This window comes from Bradyrhizobium sp. B097 (assembly GCF_038957035.1).
GTDB lineage: Bacteria > Pseudomonadota > Alphaproteobacteria > Rhizobiales > Xanthobacteraceae > Bradyrhizobium.
This window is the reverse complement of record NZ_CP152412.1, coordinates 5,012,358-5,027,188: the sequence shown is the minus strand read 5'-3', so window position 1 is coordinate 5,027,188 and position 14,831 is coordinate 5,012,358. Positions and strand designations below refer to the sequence as shown.

The following is a 14,831-nucleotide window of genomic DNA, read 5'->3' as shown; positions in this document are numbered from 1 at the left end:
AAGCGAAGCAGCACAGGCGAGGAATCCCGGATGAGCGATGATGAACAGACAGCCATGATCCGCGAGACCGTCGCGAGATTCGTCGATCGCGAACTGATCCCACTGGAGCCGCAATATCTGAAATCCAAACTGCCCGGCAGCGATCATCCCGAGCTCACCGCAGAGCAGCGCAAGCGGCTGCGCGATGTCTCCAAGGACCTCGGCCTCTGGGGCCTCGATGCGCCCGAGGATCTCGGCGGCCACGATTTGCCGACGCGCACGATGGCGGCGGTGCATGAAGAGCTCGGCCGCAGCTGCGTGCCGTTCGTGCTGCCGCCGGATTCGCCGAACCTGCGCATGCTGCAGGCGGTCGGCACCGAGGCGCAGAAGAAGAAATATCTGCAGCCCTATATCGAGGGCCGGATGACGTCGGCGATCGCAATCTCCGAGCCCGGCGCCGGCGGCGATCCCGCGGGCATGAAGACGCGCGCGGTGCTCGATGGCGAGCAGTGGGTGCTGAACGGCCGCAAGATCTGGATCAGCAATGCGCGCGCCGCCGACTTCATCATCGTGATGGCGCGCGTCGGCAACGATCAGCGCCAGGGCGGCATCACCTCCTTCATCGTCGAGAAGGGTACGGCGGGCTTCATCATCGAGCGCGAGATCCCGATGGTCGGCGGCGGCTCGACCTATGAGATCGTGTTCGAGGACTGCCGCATCCCGAAGGACTCGGTGCTGGGCGAGGTCGGCAAGGGCTACGCGCCGATGCAGCTGCGCCTGCGCACGCGGCGGCTCGAGATGGGATCGACCTGCGTCGGCATCACCAAGCGCGCGCTCGACATGATGTGCGAGCACGCCAAGCAGCGCGAGACGTTCGGCGTCAAGCTCGCCGAGCGCCAGGCGATCCAGTGGTGGATCGCCGATATCTCCACCCGCATGCATGCCTGCCGACTGATGGTGCGCGAGGCCGCCGACAAGACCGACCGCGGCGAGGACATCCGCCACGAGGCCTCGATGATCAAGGTGTTTGCGACCGAGATGGCCTATGACGCCTGCGACCACGCCATGCAGACGCTTGGCGCACTCGGTGTGACGCTGGAATTGCCGCTCAACGCGCTGTGGCAGAAGGCCCGCCTGATGCGGGTGTACGAAGGCCCGAGCGAGGTCCATCGCCAGGCGATCGCCCGCCGGGTGCTCGGCCTGCGCGGCGGCTAGCACGTGGAGTGAGCCACGTTACCGTTCGATCACGTCATGACGAACGTAGGATGGGTAGAGCGAAGCGAAACCCATCAACACTCGCAGCGAAGCGATGGGTTTCGCTGCGCTCTACCCATCCTACGGATTCGCGACTACGCCGCCCGCACGTCGGAGAGGAAGCGGTTGACCTGGCCGGCGAGGTCCTTGGACTGCGTCGAGAGCTGCTCGGCTGCGCCCAGCACCTGGGTTGCCGCCGCGCCGGTGTCGTCGGCGGCGCGCTGCACGCCGGAGATGTTGGAGTTGACCTCCTGGGTGCCGCGCGCGGCTTCCTGGACGCTGCGCGAGATCTCCTTGGTCGCCGAGCCCTGTTCTTCGATCGCGGCGGCAATCGCAGTGCCGATCTGGTCGATCTCGGTGATGACGTCGACGACGCTCCGGATCGCCGTCACGGTCTCGTCGCTTGCGGTCTGGATCGCGGTGATCTGCTCGGAAATCTCCGTGGTCGCCTTCGCGGTCTGACCGGCCAGCGACTTCACTTCCGAGGCGACGACGGCAAAGCCGCGACCGGCCTCGCCGGCGCGGGCCGCCTCGATGGTGGCGTTGAGCGCGAGCAGGTTGGTCTGCGCCGCGATGCTCTGGATCAGCGTCACGACGTCGCCGATCTTCTGGGCGCCCTCGGCCAGCGAACGCGCGGTGTCGCCGGTGCGCCTTGCATGGTCGACGGCGCGCGCGGCGATCTCGGTCGAGGTCGCGACCTGGCGGGCGATCTCCGAGATCGAGGAGGTCAGTTCCTCGGTCGCGCTCGCCACCGTCTGCACATTGGTCGAGGTCTGATCCGACGCCGCCGCGACGACCGCGGCCTGACGGTTGGTGGCGGCGGCGGTGGCGGACATCGATTGCGCGGTGTCCTCCATCACCGAGGACGCCGCGGACAATCCGCCGACCAGTTCGGTGACCTTGGCTTCGAAAGCATGGGTCAGATCGTCGAGCACGCGGGCACGGCGCATCTTGACGTCGTTCTCGGCTTCCTTCTCGCTCGCGAGGCGATCCGCCTCGATCCTGTTGTCCTTGAACACCTGCACGGCGGCGGCCATCGCGCCGATCTCGTCGTTGCGCGCGGCGCCGGGGATCGCCTCGGCGACGTCGCCCGCGGCGAGGCGCGACATCCGGCCGGTGAGGGCTGCGATCGGGTTGAGGATGCGGCGGCCGACCACGACGATGAGGCCGGCGCTGACGGCGATGACCGCGAGCAGCCCGATCAGTGCGATCACGAAGCTGAAGCGCGCCGACGAATAGGCGTTGGCAAGCACTTGCTCGGCATTCTCGTAGAACGCGTCGCGCACTGTGATGATGGCGGCGAGGCCGATCTGCGATTCCGGATAGTAGGTGTCGAGATCCAGCTCGTACTTGCCGGTCACGGCGCCTTCCTTGGCAAGCTTCAGCGCCTTGCCGAAGCGCTCGACATAGTCGGCCTGCATCTTGCCGAGCGCCGTCATGACGTTGGCGGGCGTTGCCGGGTTGTTGCGCAGTTCCTGCAAGGTCGAGAGGATCTGCTCGGTGCGGCCGGTTGAGCGGTAGAGTTCCAGCTTCTCCTGATCGGTCGCGACGCGCTTGGCGCCGACCAGCGCCTTGTGCAGGCTGGCATTGAGGCCGCCGGTGTCGCGCAGCATCCAGGCGATGTTGGCGTAGCTGGCCTGGCGATAGGCATTGCCGTCGAGGCCGGCGAGCCGGCGCACCTGCTCGTCGAGCAGCGTGGTGACACCGGCGTTGAACACGGAATTGTCGGCGACGATCTTGCCGGCGGCCGCGCGGCGGGCATCGGCCGCACCTGAGATTGCAGCCGCGATGGCGTCGCGCAGCCCGGCAAACTTCACCTTCAGCGCGTCGATCTCGCGCGCGACGGCCTCGCCATCGTCGAGCGATCCCGGCAGGGTGGCGCGCACCTGGTTGACCTTGGCCAGCGCGCCGTCGGTCAGCTGGCGCTGACGGTCGAGTTCGGCGATCTGCTTCGGATCGATCGTGCCGCCAGCGAGCAGCAGGTTGGTGGCGTAGCCACGCTCGGGGTTCATGTAGCGCGGGATATCCCCGACGGCACGGACGATCTCGAGCCGGCTCTGCGCGGTCGAAACCTTGTCCATGGTCTGGTACTTGGTCGCCGCGACATAGGCCGCCAGGCCACCGCCGACCGCGGACAAAGAGACGATCGCGGCCGTCAGGAGAGTACCGATTTTCATGGGATGCACGCCATTTCTTGACGAAAGAGGGAAGGCCCCAACCGTACCGGGCGCGCATTAAGCTTGGGTTTATGATGCGGGCGTTCGCTCGAGCGGCGACAACCGGAGGTACTCCGGCTGGGCCGTCGCCTATTCCAGCGGCTGGACCGGCGGCATTGTCGTTGCCGTCTCGAGGGGAGGCGGCGGTGCCGGTGCCGCTGCCGGCGCCGCCGCAGGGAGTGCCGCCCGACGGTCCGGTGCGGGTTGACGATACTTCGTGGATGCCTGCGCCTGTCTGACGGATTTGGTCCGCCGCGCATGTGTCTGATGGCTACGGACGCCGAGCGAGTGAGAGATGGACGGTCCGGCCGTGTAGCCGACGACGGCGCCGGCGACCGCGCCAATGGGGCCGAATATGATCCCGCCCGACAACGCGCCGAGCGCGGCGTCGCCGCCGCGATGCTGCTCCGCAGCTTCCGATGGTATCAATGGAAGCGCGAGCGAAAGCCCAAGTATCGCGATTGCCACTCGTTTGAACATCCGGCTCCCTCCGTAAGGAGAGAGGTTAAGACCGGGAATGCGGCGACAGCTGTACGATACCGTGTCCGCCGATTGGCGTACGCGCGGCGGTTCCCACAGAGACTCTAGCGTGAGTCCTCGTCGGCGCCCTTGGTTGCGGAGCGGTGCTGGGTCGCGCCGCCGGTGCCGGCCTCGCCGCAGGGCAACTGGGTCCAGGTGCCGTCGGCGGCCTGCTGGTAGGCCTGGCAACCGGCCGAAGTGGTGGTGGTGGATTTGTCGTCGGCTTTCTGCTGCTCGGCGCTCTTCGCCAGCGCAGGCGTGGCCACGGCCGCGACGGCCGCGAGCGAGCCTGCGAAAACCAGCTTTGCGATCCGCATGTCGGGTTCTCCTTCTCGAAGCGAAAACATATCCAGAAAACAAATCTGGCAATTTTTGGCCGCGGCGGGCGACTTGCGACGAATTGCTTAATGCCGGGAAAACGCGCCGGAAATGCCGTTAACATCTGCGCGCCAGCCGCAGGACGGCTGTCGCAACGCCATGGTAGGATCGCGCCATCATGACTCACCGAATTCTCGTTCTCTACGGCTCCTATCGTTCGGATCGCATGGGCATCCGCCTGGCGCATTTCGTCGTCGACGGCCTTCGTGCGCGCGGCGACGATGTCGAGTTGATCGACGCCAAGGAGGTCGGCCTGCCGATGCTCGACCGGATGTACAAGGAACATCCCAAGGGCCAGGCGCCGGCCGTGCTCGAAACGCTCGCCGGAAAGATCCGAGACGCCGACGGCTTCCTGTTCGTCACCGGCGAATACAATTGGGGCATCCAGCCCGGGCTGAAGAACCTGACCGATCATTTCCTCGAGGAATGGTTCTGGCGTCCCGCGGCAATCGCGAGCTACTCGGCCGGGCGGTTCGCCGGTGCGCGCGCCGCGACCGCCTGGCACGGCACGCTGTCGGAGATGGGCATGGTGGTGGTGTCGAGCACGATCAGCGCGGGGCCGATCGCGCAGACCCTGTCCGCCGAAGGCAAGCCGATCGGCGAGGGCGGCAAGTCGCTCGAACACGCCTTTCCACGCTTTGCCGACGACTTCACCTGGTGGATCGAAGCCGCCAAAGCACAGCGGGCGCGCAAGGCGCCGCCATACTGAGCGCCAGTCCGCGCGTCCTCGGAGACAGGCATCATGAGCCTCTTCACGTCGCCCTTCGATCCCGCGCGCGAGACGGCCCTGGTGACCGGGGCCGGCAACGGCATCGGCCGCGCGGTCGCGCAGGCCCTGGTGGGCGAAGGTGTGCGCACGGTGTTCGCCGATTTGCACGAGGACAGGGTCATGGCCGCCATCAAGGCCGCCGCACATCCCGAACTTGCCGTGCCCTGGGTCGGCGATCTCGCGCAACGTGCGGCGTGCGACGCGCTGCTGGCACATGCGCAAGCCGCGGTCGGGCAGGTGACGCATTTCGTCCACAGCGCCTCGCCGCCGCGCCGCGAGGCCGATCATGCGATGGTGGTCGATGAAGAGACCTGGCGGCAGATGCACGCGGTCAATCTCGATGCCGGTTTTCATCTGTCGCGCGAACTGGCGCGCACTCTGATCGCGGCGAAGCGGCCTGGCTCGTTCCTGCTGCTCACTTCGCTGCATGCGGGCACGCCGCGCAACCTGCCGCATTACTCGACGGCGAAGGCCGGCATGGCGATGCTGGTGAAGGAGCTTGCCAAGAGCTGGGGCCGCTACGGCATCCGCGTCAACGCGCTGGTGCCCGGTGCGATCGCGGCCGGCGGCTTCGTCGCAGACCCGGCGCTGGCCAAGCACATTCCGCTCGGGCGGCTAGGCCAGGCGGACGATCTCGCGTCGATGGCGCTCGCCGTGCTGTCGCACAGGCTCGCAGGCTACGTCACCGGCGCATCGATCGTGGTCGACGGCGGCCTGTCGCTGACCAACTGGTTCGCGCCGCCGGAGCTCGATTGAGGATTCTTGTTTGACGCGTTTTCTTCACGCGAACCGGTGCCCACTTCGCTCGAAAACGCTTTCTACTACTTGGTCCTGATGTAGCCCGCGAGCCGCGTCTTCTGGTCCTGGCACCAGGTCGTCATGCTGCCGGCGCGGCGCTGGTCGAGGTCGGTGGTCTGGGTCGCGATCGCGACTTCGGTCATCAGGTCGTCGGCCTGTTTCTCGCCCATCTTGCCGCCGGTATGCATGAAGGCGATCGCCTTGCGCACCTGCTCGGTGGTGCCGTCGGGCAGGTGCATGTCCTGCGCGCGCTGCACGAGATCCTGGTAGACCAGATCGGTGCCGGGGCACTCGACCTTGGCGGCAAAGGCCTGCAGCACCATGGTGACATAGGCCGCGCGCGGATCGGCATGGGCCGGTGTTGCCGCGACAATCAGGCCGCCGATCAGCAGAGCGTAACGCATCGAATTCCTCCCGGTGTTTGGATATTTTGCCGCAAGGCTAGCGTCCGTGGGAACCGACTGCAACCGGAAGGACACACTTGCCGAAGGAACCGATCAAACAGCCGTGTTCCAATCTGCGCTGCCACGATTTCAGCACGATTTCGGCAGCAAGTGCCACAACTTGACGCAGGGGAGAATGATCGTGTCGAAGTTGGGGCTTGCTGCGGTGCTGATGGGCTCGCTCGCACTTGGCGGCTGCATGCAGGCGACGCTGTCGCCGGTGACGGATGCCGCGATGACGCCGCGCGATCGGCAATTGCTGGCGCATCCGCCCTATGCGGACGCCAAGATTCCGGATCAGTTCCAGCGCCACATTGTCGATTACACGCGGAAGGAGCAGCCGGGTTCGATCCTGGTCGATACCGACGCGCGCTACCTTTATTACGTGCTGCCCGGCGGCAAGGCGATCCGCTACGGCGTCGCCGTCGGCGAGGAGGCGATGGCGTTCTCCGGCGTCGCCACCGTGGGCCGGCTCGCCGAATGGCCGGATTGGGTTCCGACCAAGGACATCCAGGAGCGGCTCGGACCGTATCCGGCGCGTGTCGCCGGCGGACCGGCCAATCCGCTCGGTGCCCGGGGCATCTACCTCTACCAGGGCAACAAGGACACGCTTTACCGCATCCACGGCACCAACCAGCCTGAATATATCGGGCAAGCGATCTCGTCGGGCTGTATCCGCATGAACAACGCCGACGTCATCGATCTCTACCAGCACGTCAAGCCGGGCGCGACCGTGGTCGTGCTGCCGCCGGGACAGAGCGCCTAATTCGCATTTGAGATACAAAAAAGGGCACCGATCGCGTCAGCGCGATCGGTGCCCTTTCGTTTGCCCGCGACCGTTCGTAGGCCGTCAGCGCAGCGGCATCGGCGGCCGAACCACGGGGCCGTTATCATCGGCATCGACAGCAGAGGACTGCTGCGATTGCACTGGCCGCGGCGCGGCAGCCTGCGGTGCGGCAGCAACGGGCGCCGGCAGCGGTGCTGCTGATGCCGGCGGTGGCGGCGGGATGTAGGCCTGCGCCGGCGGGTACGACCGGCGCACCGGCGGTGAAGCAACAGCCGTGTGTGGTGCCGCCGGCGGCGTGATCGCGGCACGCGGGCGCGGCGCGACCGGCCGCGGTTCGACGGCCCTGGTCTCGGTCGTCCGTGCGACCCGCTGCGTCAACTGATCCTGGCTCGCCTTCAGCTGATCGATGCTGGTCTTGAGCTGCTCGATCTGCTGTCCCATTGACGCGAGATCGCGCGCCATCGACTGCAACAATTGCGTTTGGTCAGGTGCGGCTGCGGCTGGTGCCGCTGATACGGCGGGCGCGACCGGCGCCGCTGCTGCGGCAGGAGCGGGCGCGGCCGTGGCGACGTCCTGTGGCGCAGCCGCCGCGGCAGCCTCAGCCGGCTGATCGGCGGCAGCCGCCTGCGCGGGCGGGCTCGCCTGGTCGGCAGTGGGACCGGCCTTGCCTGGCAGCAGCGACGTCAGGGCCTCGACCTGGGGCACGTACTCCGCCACCACCTGCTTGACGCGATGCCCGTAGTGTTGCCACGCCGCGGTGCCCATGGCGCCGACGATCGCGAACACGAACCAGAAAGCGCGGATCGCCCATTTATTGGTCGGACGCGGCGCACGCTCCAGTCTGATGTCGTCCAGCCTGCCGTCATGGCTTGCGGCGCTGTACTCCGGCGCGGCCGGCGGCGCCGTCACTGGTATCGGCGTCACCAGCGGTACCGAGGTGACCGTGGCGGCGGGCGCGACCTGTGGCGTGGAAGAGGGGGCGAGGCTCGGGCCGAACCATGGCTCGCGTTGCCCCGCCGCTGCCTTGGCGGCGGGTGCCGGCGCGGCGGCGGCATTGTCCGGGCGGGTTGCAGTGAAGCTAGGTTCGATCGCGAAAATATCGTGCGGATCTGCGTCTTTCAGTGTCGATTGCATGGCGGTCCCCGTTTCAGTCCAAGGTCAACCGCAAATGGGCGGCCGGCAATTTGAGCTCTGTATCGACCCCTGGCCCTGGCCCCACGACTCCAGTCCGGTTTGACCAAAGCAAGGCGAGAGGGTGGAGAGGTTGGGGAGTTTCGGGAACCGACGCTGGGAGCCGAGGAGCGGGCGCCCACCCACGCGCTCGCGAGAGCCACGGGGTCCCATTTCCGGGTAAACCTCCCTGGTTGTGTGGCGCATCCACCACACCCGAGGGGAAATCGGGTCGCCTGCGGCCCGCCCGACCGCGCTCCGCCACCGTTCCGCCCCGATTGGATTCGGCCATGCGGGTGTTGGATTTTCGGCTTGGGCTGGGGCGCGAGTTGGGGATGCAACATGTCACGCGACGATGCAGTCATTTCGTACGTCGACGTCAAACGCAGCGCGCGCGGTGTTGCGCCCGCAATTGCATTGGCTCGTGCGCGAAAGCCGTTGCGGCTCTGCGCCATCGTGATCGGTGCCGCGTCGCTTGCGGCCTGTGCGCAGTCCTCCGTCGTCAGCCAGCGCTCGCAGGCGCTCGCGAGCCGGCCGGTATCGGCCGACCCGACCCGGGCTGCGTCATCGGCGACGCGCACACATGTCTCAACCGCGCGCAAGCACACGCCGTACGCCGCACGCAAGGGTGGCGAGACCAGGATTGCGTCGCAGGGCGTCGCGAGCTTCTACAGCGAGGGGCAGGAGACCGCGAGCGGCGAGAAGTTCAACGCGCACGAACTGACCGCCGCGCATCCGACATTGCCGTTCGGCACCAAGCTGCGTGTCACCGACGTCAAGACCGGCCGCTCGGTCACCGTACGCGTCAACGACCGCGGGCCTTACGTTCCCGGGCGCATCGTCGACGTCTCGTATTCCGCCGCACAGTCGCTCGGCATGATCGGCAAGGGCGTCGCGAATGTCCGGCTCGACGTGGTGCAGTGAGCTGCGTCGTAAGCCAGGTTCGGGATTTTTTGCCGGACGGATCGGGAAAAACTCCCGGCGCTGCGCGCGCTTTAATCCTGTTGTCCGAAAGCTGGCCGCAAATAGAATTGATGCCGCTACTTCCCGCGCTCTCCTTTTCCAGGCGCGTGGATTTCAACCCAATGAACCTTCCCCGCCTTGGCGTCCCACCGAGGCGGGGTTTTTCTTTGAGGCATGCGCGCCGAGTGCGTTCACAGGGTGGGCCTGAGCCATTTGCGGCAAGACCACATGCTGGATATGCCGACCTTGATGGGTAAGTTGAGCTGGCCGCGACCGCACGTTGCGCTCTGCCGCATCCGGCGCCTGTGCTTCCACCAAATTGTCATGCTCCCGGCGAATTGCGGCCCAACGCCGCTGCCAACACACCGCCGAATGGACTGTGTCGGCGAGGGACAAGCATTGGCCTACAAGATGATCGCAGAACGCGAGAACGAAACGGTCAGGATCGAGCGGGAGAGCACTTTCATCATCGTCGCCAAGGCCAAGGTCTGGGCGAGCGAGGGATGGCAGGTGGTGATCACCGACAACGACGGAAAATCATACCCGCCCGAGGAATTCGACAAGCTGCTCGCGGCGTAATGCTCTATTGCCGTTTGCGCATGATCTCCGCGCAAACGCTACGCGTTTGTCGCGAGGGAAAACCGCTTCTCACTATTCCGGATCATGCGCTAGCGCTGCGCTGACACCAGCATCATCATCGGCCGTTCCAGTTCGTCGGCCAGTTCGGGCACAGCCTTGATCTGCTCCCGCGTCGGGGAGAATTCCTCGACATGGCGAAGCGTGAAGCCGGCGCCGATCAACGCATTGAGCGTAGTGCCGATGGTGCGGTGATATTTCAGCACGCCTTTCACATACCAGTCGGTCCGGCGTTCGCCCTCGATGAAGTAGCGGTTGACCGGCCAGGTCTTGCGGCCGTCCTGGTCCTGTCCCCAGTCGGGATGGGCGGCGGCCATGTAGATCGGATGCTCGATGGTGAAGACCAGATGCCCGTCCGGGACGAGCGTGCGATACAGCATCCGCGCCAGGCGATCGAAGTCCCTGATGTAGTGGAAGGTGAGGGCGCTGTAGGCGAGGTCGAACGTGGCCTTCGGCAGCTCCAGCGTTTCGAGGTCGGCGATCTCGTAGGTGATAGCCGGATCCTGCGTCATCGCGGTGGCGCGCGCGATCATGTTCTGCGAGAGGTCGACGCCGAGCACGCCCGAGGCGCCTTGCTCGCGCATCCACCGCGACATCCAGCCGAAGCCGCAGCCGAGATCGACCACGCGCTTGCCTGCGATGTCAGGCAGCATGGCGCGGATCTCGGGCCATTCGGGCGCGCCGAGTAGCCCGCGGACCTGCCGAGGCAGCTGGCTGTAGCCGGCGAAGAAGCCGGGATCGTCATAGATGTTCTGCGCCATGGGTCCGGCAACTCGGGAAGGAGCAGGGTCCGCCTCTCTGTATCCGCCGCCGCGGCGCGTGGAAACCGTTGAATCCGTCGCGCCGGCCGGGATGCGGGAACCAGACGCGGCGTTCGGCCGTTTTGAAGTCAGTCCGCGGGACGCGCGGTCACGCCTGTCCCTGCGGCGTCAGACAGCAGAGGAGAGCGCCATGATAGCAGAGATGCAGATCCACACCATCGCGCGGCAGATGCTGGAGAAGCACGGCCTGCAGGCGATTGCCGAGGCGGCGCAGAACGCCATCGCCTGCGAGAGCAAGGGCGAGACCGAAGAGGCCCGCGAGTGGCGCCATATCGAGGACGCCATGAAGATGATGCGCGGACCGCATCAGAGCTGACCGCGGGGAGCCCGCGATGCCTGACCGAATGATCCGGCGCTGGGCGCTGGACCATTCGACTTGCGAATCCCCAAGGTTGCGAATCCCCAAGGTTGCGAACGCTCAAGGCCGCTTGCCTTCGCCGGAAATTCCGGGAACTCTGTTCCGGCAAGCATCAGACAAATTTTCTATCTGGGGGAATTCGCCATGACCTTTTCACTCTACGACGCGACCGTTGCCAACTATCTGCAGATCCTCGGCGCCGCCTCGGGCTTTCTCGACAAGGGCCTCGCGCATTTCAAGGAGAACGGCATCGATCCGGCCGAGATCGTCGAGACCCGGTTGTTTCCGGACATGTTGCCGTTCCGCTTTCAGGTTGTCTCGCTCGCGCATCATTCGCGCGGCGCGATGGAGGCCGCCAAGAACGGCGTATTCGTCCCGCCGTCCGGCAAGCCCGATCTGGACTACGCCGCATTGCAGGCGCTGGTGAAGGACGCGCACAGCGAATTGTCGGCGCTGACGCCGGATGCGGTCAATGCGTTGCTCGGGCGCGAAGTGATGTTCAAGCTCGGCGAGCGGTCGATGCCGTTCACGGCCGAGGGATTCCTGATGTCGTTCTCGCTGCCGAACTTCTTCTTCCACTCGACCACCGCCTACGACATCCTCCGCCACAAGGGCGCGCCGCTCGGCAAACGTGACTTCATCGGCCGGTTGAACATGAAGAAGTGATCGGACCGCGCGCCGACTGGTCTTGCTGAGGCGGCAACATCAGCCGCTGTGCGCAGCAAGATCAAGACCGCGCGCGGATGAGCGCGGTCAACAGAGTCCAAAGTCTGCCGGCGCTAGCCGGCCCTGCGCCAGTGCGGCACGGGGTCGAGCGGCGTCCGGTAGAGTTCGCGCCGGTCGATGTCGGTGACGCGCACGGCGCAGCCGCGTGCCTTCAGCTCCGGCTTGACCTGCGACAGCTCATTGGCGAGCTGATCGGCGCGATCGGAGGCAAGGCTGATGTCTTCGAGGATGATCGTTCCTTGATTCCGGAACTCGTCCCCCACCACGAGATCGAAGGTGTAGTACGGCATCCGAAGTTCTCCGTTTCGGTTTGCATCACAGGGTAACACTGAGTCGTGCGTTCCCTAAGATGCATCGCGCACAATCGTCGGGCGATCAGCGCAAAAACGATGTGCAACGCATCCAGCACGATGAACTACACGCGCAGCACGGCGAAGGAGTCCTGTCATCCAGCTCACCGCCTTGCCGTTAAGATTTGATTAAAATTGTCGTCGCAAGCTTGGGACCAGGTGGAATTGCGGCGGAACCGGACTCCGGGAACCGGCAGCCGCAGGAGAAGGCCGGTGGCGTAACGCCCATCGGCCTTTTCTCGTCGCTCAACCCTCGGACTAGTCGCGCAGCGTGGCCTGCCGCCTGGCGCGGCATTTCGGACCCGGCCCGCGCATGTAGTACAGCTCGGGGCGATAGGGGTTGATGACGCCCTCGATCAGCGCGACGCAGCGCTGAGCGAGGCGGTTGAAGCGGCGCCGCAAGGGCTGCAGGGCGAGTTCCATCGACGTCATGTCAGGCCCTCAGTGCAATTCGCCGAGGACGGCGGTGAACGGCAGCTCGAAGATCTCGGTCCCGATATCGTCGGTGACGTGGACCGCCCAGTTGCGCCAGTCTTCCACGCTCGGCGTCATGACAAAGCTGCGCGCCAGCTGCTCCGCATGTATCCGCACCTCCGAAAAATCCATCGCGGCGCCGATGCGATCCAGGATGACGTGCTTGTCGTCGGAGCAGTGAAAAAAAACTGCGGACATCTTCCGATTCCCATGCCGAAGCGATTCTCGTGCGCTGGAATAGCAGCGCGCGCGGGCACTTAGAATCCGGGTGATCCCCCATCGGTAAACTACGGGGAATCCAGACGATTTGAATCACGCCGCCGTGATCGGGTCGAGTCGTCAGAAGATCGGCTCACCGATCGCAACCTCGCTGCGCGGGCCGAGCACGATCACCTGGCCGCCGGCATCCTTGGCGCCCAGGATCAGCAGTTCCGAGGTGAAACCGGCGATGTTCTTCGGCCCGAGATTGCACACGCAGACCACCAGCGAGCCGATCAGCGCCGCCGGCTCATAGTTCGTGATCTGCGCGCTCGACCACATGATCCGCCCGGCGCCGACATCGACACCGACCTTCAGGGACGGGTTGCGGGCGCGCGGAAACGACTGCACCTCGACCACCTTGCCGATCCTGATGTCGAGGCGGGCGAAGTCGTCATATGTGGCCTGCGGCTTGAGCGGAGACATCAGCGCTCCTGAAACGCGAGGCGGATGCCGAGCGCGATGTAGATCGTGCCGACCACGCGGCCCTGCCACTGGCCGATGCGGCGATGCCGCCGGATCCACGGGCTGATCTGGCCGGCGGCGAGCGCGAGCAGCGAGGTGTAGGCCGCGCTCATCGCAACGAAGATCAGGCCGAGGGTCGCGAACTGCGCGACGGCGGAGCCGTGGCCGGGGTGCACGAACTGCGGCAGGAAGGCGAGAAAGAACAGTGCAGTCTTCGGGTTGAGCATCTCCGCCCAGATCGCCTGCCGGAACGCGCGCCGCGGATCGACCGGCTGCGCCGCCGGCAAATGCAGGTCGTCATTTTTCTCGAACAGAGCGCGGACGCCGAGTACGATCAGGTAGATCACGCCGGCATATTTGACGATCGAGAACGCGAGCGCCGAGGTCATCAGCACGGCCGAGAGGCCGAACGTCGCCATGGCGGTGTGGACGAGATCGCCGAGCGCGATGCCGAACCCGGTCGCGACGCCGACGCGCGGCCCGCCGGTGACCGAACGCGCGAGCACAAGCAGCACGGCTGGCCCCGGGATCAGGAACAGGCCGAGCACGACGGCGGCGTAGGTGAGGAGGGTGGTGATGTCGATCATGAAACGTGTCCCGAATGTCAGGATGAAGGGATGGCGACCGCCGCGAAGCGTGGCTTCGGATCAAGCATCACGTCTGCGCTTTCGACAATGCGCATTTCCTCGGTTCCTCGCTCCGCCGTGCGCACCAGCACGCCGTGGATGCCTGACGCAGCGTGGCTGAGCGCCTCCGGTGTCGCCAGGCCACGCACGCGGGCGGCGACGAACAGCGCGGCGAACAGGTCTCCGGTACCGGACGGGCTGATCGGCACGCGCGCGGTGCGCACGCGCCACGCTCCCGTGTGCTCGATCGCCAGCGTCTCGATCTCGCCATCGGGCGTGCCGGCAAGCTCGGCGCTGGTGACGACGATGGTCGCAGGCCCCCGCGCCATCAGCGCGCGGGCTTGCGCGATGACGTCATCGGTCGTCGCCACGCGCGCGCCGCAGAGGAATTCGAACTCGAAATGGTTGGGCGTGATGATGTCGGCCAGCGGACAGAGCTGGTCGCGCACCAGCGGCGGGATATCCGGTCGCACGAACATGCCGCGATCACGGTCGCCGAGCACGGGATCGCAGCAATAGAGCAGGGCCGGGTTTTCCGCTTTCGCGCGGGCGACGAAGTCGGCGACGTCAATCGCGATGTCGGCCGAGCCGAGATAGCCCGACAGGATCATCCGGGCGCTTTCGATCGCGCCGCGCTCCTCGATGCCGCGCAGGAGGTCGGCGACCAGCTGCACGTCGAGCACCCGTCCGCGGATGGTCGGATGGCCCGGCCGGTTGCTCAGCAGCGTGGTCGGCACGGCGACGACGTCGATGCCGTGCAGCTGGATAGGAAAGGTCGCCGCGCTGTTGCCGACATGGCCCCAGGCGACCTGTGACTGAATCGAGATGACGTTCATGTCGT

Annotated in this window: 20 protein-coding genes; 8 read left to right on the top strand and 12 right to left on the bottom strand. The window is 66.0% G+C overall.

Going from position 1 to position 14,831, the window contains the following annotated elements:
* Positions 1-30: 30 nt before the first annotated feature.
* A complete protein-coding gene (locus tag AAFG07_RS23680) occupies positions 31-1,194 on the top strand; it encodes an acyl-CoA dehydrogenase family protein (protein ID WP_342722286.1) in 1,164 nt (387 codons plus the stop codon).
* 134 nt (positions 1,195-1,328) lie between these two features.
* On the opposite strand, the gene AAFG07_RS23675 is transcribed toward AAFG07_RS23680, so the two are convergent.
* The 3 genes from AAFG07_RS23675 to AAFG07_RS23665 form a co-directional block, all read right to left on the bottom strand.
* A complete protein-coding gene (locus AAFG07_RS23675; protein WP_342722285.1) occupies positions 1,329-3,410 on the bottom strand; it encodes a HAMP domain-containing methyl-accepting chemotaxis protein in 2,082 nt (693 codons plus the stop codon).
* A 129-nt stretch (positions 3,411-3,539) separates the two neighbouring features.
* Positions 3,540-3,929 carry a DNA-directed RNA polymerase subunit N gene (locus AAFG07_RS23670; protein WP_342722284.1) on the bottom strand — a complete coding sequence of 130 codons (390 nt, stop codon included), beginning with the start codon at positions 3,927-3,929 and terminating at the stop codon, positions 3,540-3,542.
* Between the two features lie 104 nt (positions 3,930-4,033).
* Entirely contained in the window at positions 4,034-4,285 is a 252-nt protein-coding gene (locus AAFG07_RS23665; protein ID WP_342722283.1) for a hypothetical protein, read from the bottom strand.
* A 179-nt stretch (positions 4,286-4,464) separates the two neighbouring features.
* Between AAFG07_RS23665 and AAFG07_RS23660 the strand changes: the two genes are divergently transcribed.
* Both AAFG07_RS23660 and AAFG07_RS23655 read left to right on the top strand, forming a co-directional pair.
* Positions 4,465-5,055 carry an NAD(P)H-dependent oxidoreductase gene (locus AAFG07_RS23660; protein ID WP_342722282.1) on the top strand — a complete coding sequence of 197 codons (591 nt, stop codon included), beginning with the start codon at positions 4,465-4,467 and terminating at the stop codon, positions 5,053-5,055.
* 33 nt (positions 5,056-5,088) lie between these two features.
* Entirely contained in the window at positions 5,089-5,871 is a 783-nt protein-coding gene (locus AAFG07_RS23655; protein ID WP_342722281.1) for an SDR family oxidoreductase, read from the top strand.
* A gap of 65 nt (positions 5,872-5,936) precedes the next feature.
* Here the strand turns inward: AAFG07_RS23655 and AAFG07_RS23650 are convergent, their stop codons facing one another.
* Positions 5,937-6,317, bottom strand: coding sequence for a hypothetical protein (locus AAFG07_RS23650; protein ID WP_076860242.1), 381 nt, complete (start codon positions 6,315-6,317; stop codon positions 5,937-5,939).
* A 181-nt stretch (positions 6,318-6,498) separates the two neighbouring features.
* Here AAFG07_RS23650 and AAFG07_RS23645 point away from each other — a divergent pair, with 181 nt between their 5' ends.
* Positions 6,499-7,122, top strand: a complete 624-nt coding sequence (locus AAFG07_RS23645) for a L,D-transpeptidase (protein ID WP_097675429.1) — start codon at positions 6,499-6,501, stop codon at positions 7,120-7,122.
* Positions 7,123-7,206: 84 nt separating this feature from the next.
* On the opposite strand, the gene AAFG07_RS23640 is transcribed toward AAFG07_RS23645, so the two are convergent.
* Positions 7,207-8,277 (bottom strand): hypothetical protein, encoded by a 1,071-nt coding sequence (locus tag AAFG07_RS23640; protein ID WP_342722280.1) that lies wholly within the window; start codon positions 8,275-8,277, stop codon positions 7,207-7,209.
* A 378-nt stretch (positions 8,278-8,655) separates the two neighbouring features.
* Between AAFG07_RS23640 and AAFG07_RS23635 the strand changes: the two genes are divergently transcribed.
* Together AAFG07_RS23635 and AAFG07_RS23630 are read left to right on the top strand one after the other, a co-directional pair.
* Positions 8,656-9,237: a septal ring lytic transglycosylase RlpA family protein gene (locus tag AAFG07_RS23635; protein WP_342722279.1), complete on the top strand. Its 582-nt coding sequence runs from the start codon at positions 8,656-8,658 to the stop codon at positions 9,235-9,237.
* A gap of 267 nt (positions 9,238-9,504) precedes the next feature.
* Positions 9,505-9,855, top strand: a complete 351-nt coding sequence (locus tag AAFG07_RS23630) for a hypothetical protein (protein ID WP_342722278.1) — start codon at positions 9,505-9,507, stop codon at positions 9,853-9,855.
* Between the two features lie 89 nt (positions 9,856-9,944).
* On the opposite strand, the gene AAFG07_RS23625 is transcribed toward AAFG07_RS23630, so the two are convergent.
* A complete protein-coding gene (locus AAFG07_RS23625) occupies positions 9,945-10,673 on the bottom strand; it encodes a class I SAM-dependent methyltransferase (protein WP_342722277.1) in 729 nt (242 codons plus the stop codon).
* Positions 10,674-10,863: 190 nt separating this feature from the next.
* Here AAFG07_RS23625 and AAFG07_RS23620 point away from each other — a divergent pair, with 190 nt between their 5' ends.
* Both AAFG07_RS23620 and AAFG07_RS23615 read left to right on the top strand, forming a co-directional pair.
* Positions 10,864-11,049: a hypothetical protein gene (locus AAFG07_RS23620; RefSeq protein WP_092125583.1), complete on the top strand. Its 186-nt coding sequence runs from the start codon at positions 10,864-10,866 to the stop codon at positions 11,047-11,049.
* A gap of 186 nt (positions 11,050-11,235) precedes the next feature.
* On the top strand, positions 11,236-11,757 hold the full coding sequence (locus AAFG07_RS23615; RefSeq protein WP_342722276.1) for a DUF1993 domain-containing protein: 522 nt from the start codon (positions 11,236-11,238) through the stop codon (positions 11,755-11,757).
* Positions 11,758-11,870: 113 nt separating this feature from the next.
* Here the strand turns inward: AAFG07_RS23615 and AAFG07_RS23610 are convergent, their stop codons facing one another.
* From AAFG07_RS23610 to pdxY, 6 genes are all read right to left on the bottom strand, one after another.
* Positions 11,871-12,107: a hypothetical protein gene (locus AAFG07_RS23610; RefSeq protein ID WP_092113629.1), complete on the bottom strand. Its 237-nt coding sequence runs from the start codon at positions 12,105-12,107 to the stop codon at positions 11,871-11,873.
* 318 nt (positions 12,108-12,425) lie between these two features.
* On the bottom strand, positions 12,426-12,599 hold the full coding sequence (locus tag AAFG07_RS23605) for a hypothetical protein (RefSeq protein WP_342722275.1): 174 nt from the start codon (positions 12,597-12,599) through the stop codon (positions 12,426-12,428).
* Between the two features lie 9 nt (positions 12,600-12,608).
* Positions 12,609-12,839 carry a hypothetical protein gene (locus tag AAFG07_RS23600; RefSeq protein WP_342722274.1) on the bottom strand — a complete coding sequence of 77 codons (231 nt, stop codon included), beginning with the start codon at positions 12,837-12,839 and terminating at the stop codon, positions 12,609-12,611.
* Between the two features lie 141 nt (positions 12,840-12,980).
* Complete coding sequence (locus tag AAFG07_RS23595) at positions 12,981-13,325, bottom strand: tRNA-binding protein (protein ID WP_342722273.1); 345 nt, start codon at positions 13,323-13,325, stop codon at positions 12,981-12,983.
* Positions 13,325-13,951, bottom strand: a complete 627-nt coding sequence (locus AAFG07_RS23590; protein ID WP_092113636.1) for a LysE family translocator — start codon at positions 13,949-13,951, stop codon at positions 13,325-13,327. Before AAFG07_RS23590 ends, AAFG07_RS23595 begins: the two co-directional genes overlap by 1 nt.
* Before the next feature lie 17 nt (positions 13,952-13,968).
* Positions 13,969-14,826: a pyridoxal kinase PdxY gene (gene pdxY / locus AAFG07_RS23585; protein WP_342722271.1), complete on the bottom strand. Its 858-nt coding sequence runs from the start codon at positions 14,824-14,826 to the stop codon at positions 13,969-13,971.
* Between the last annotated feature and the right edge of the window lie 5 nt (positions 14,827-14,831).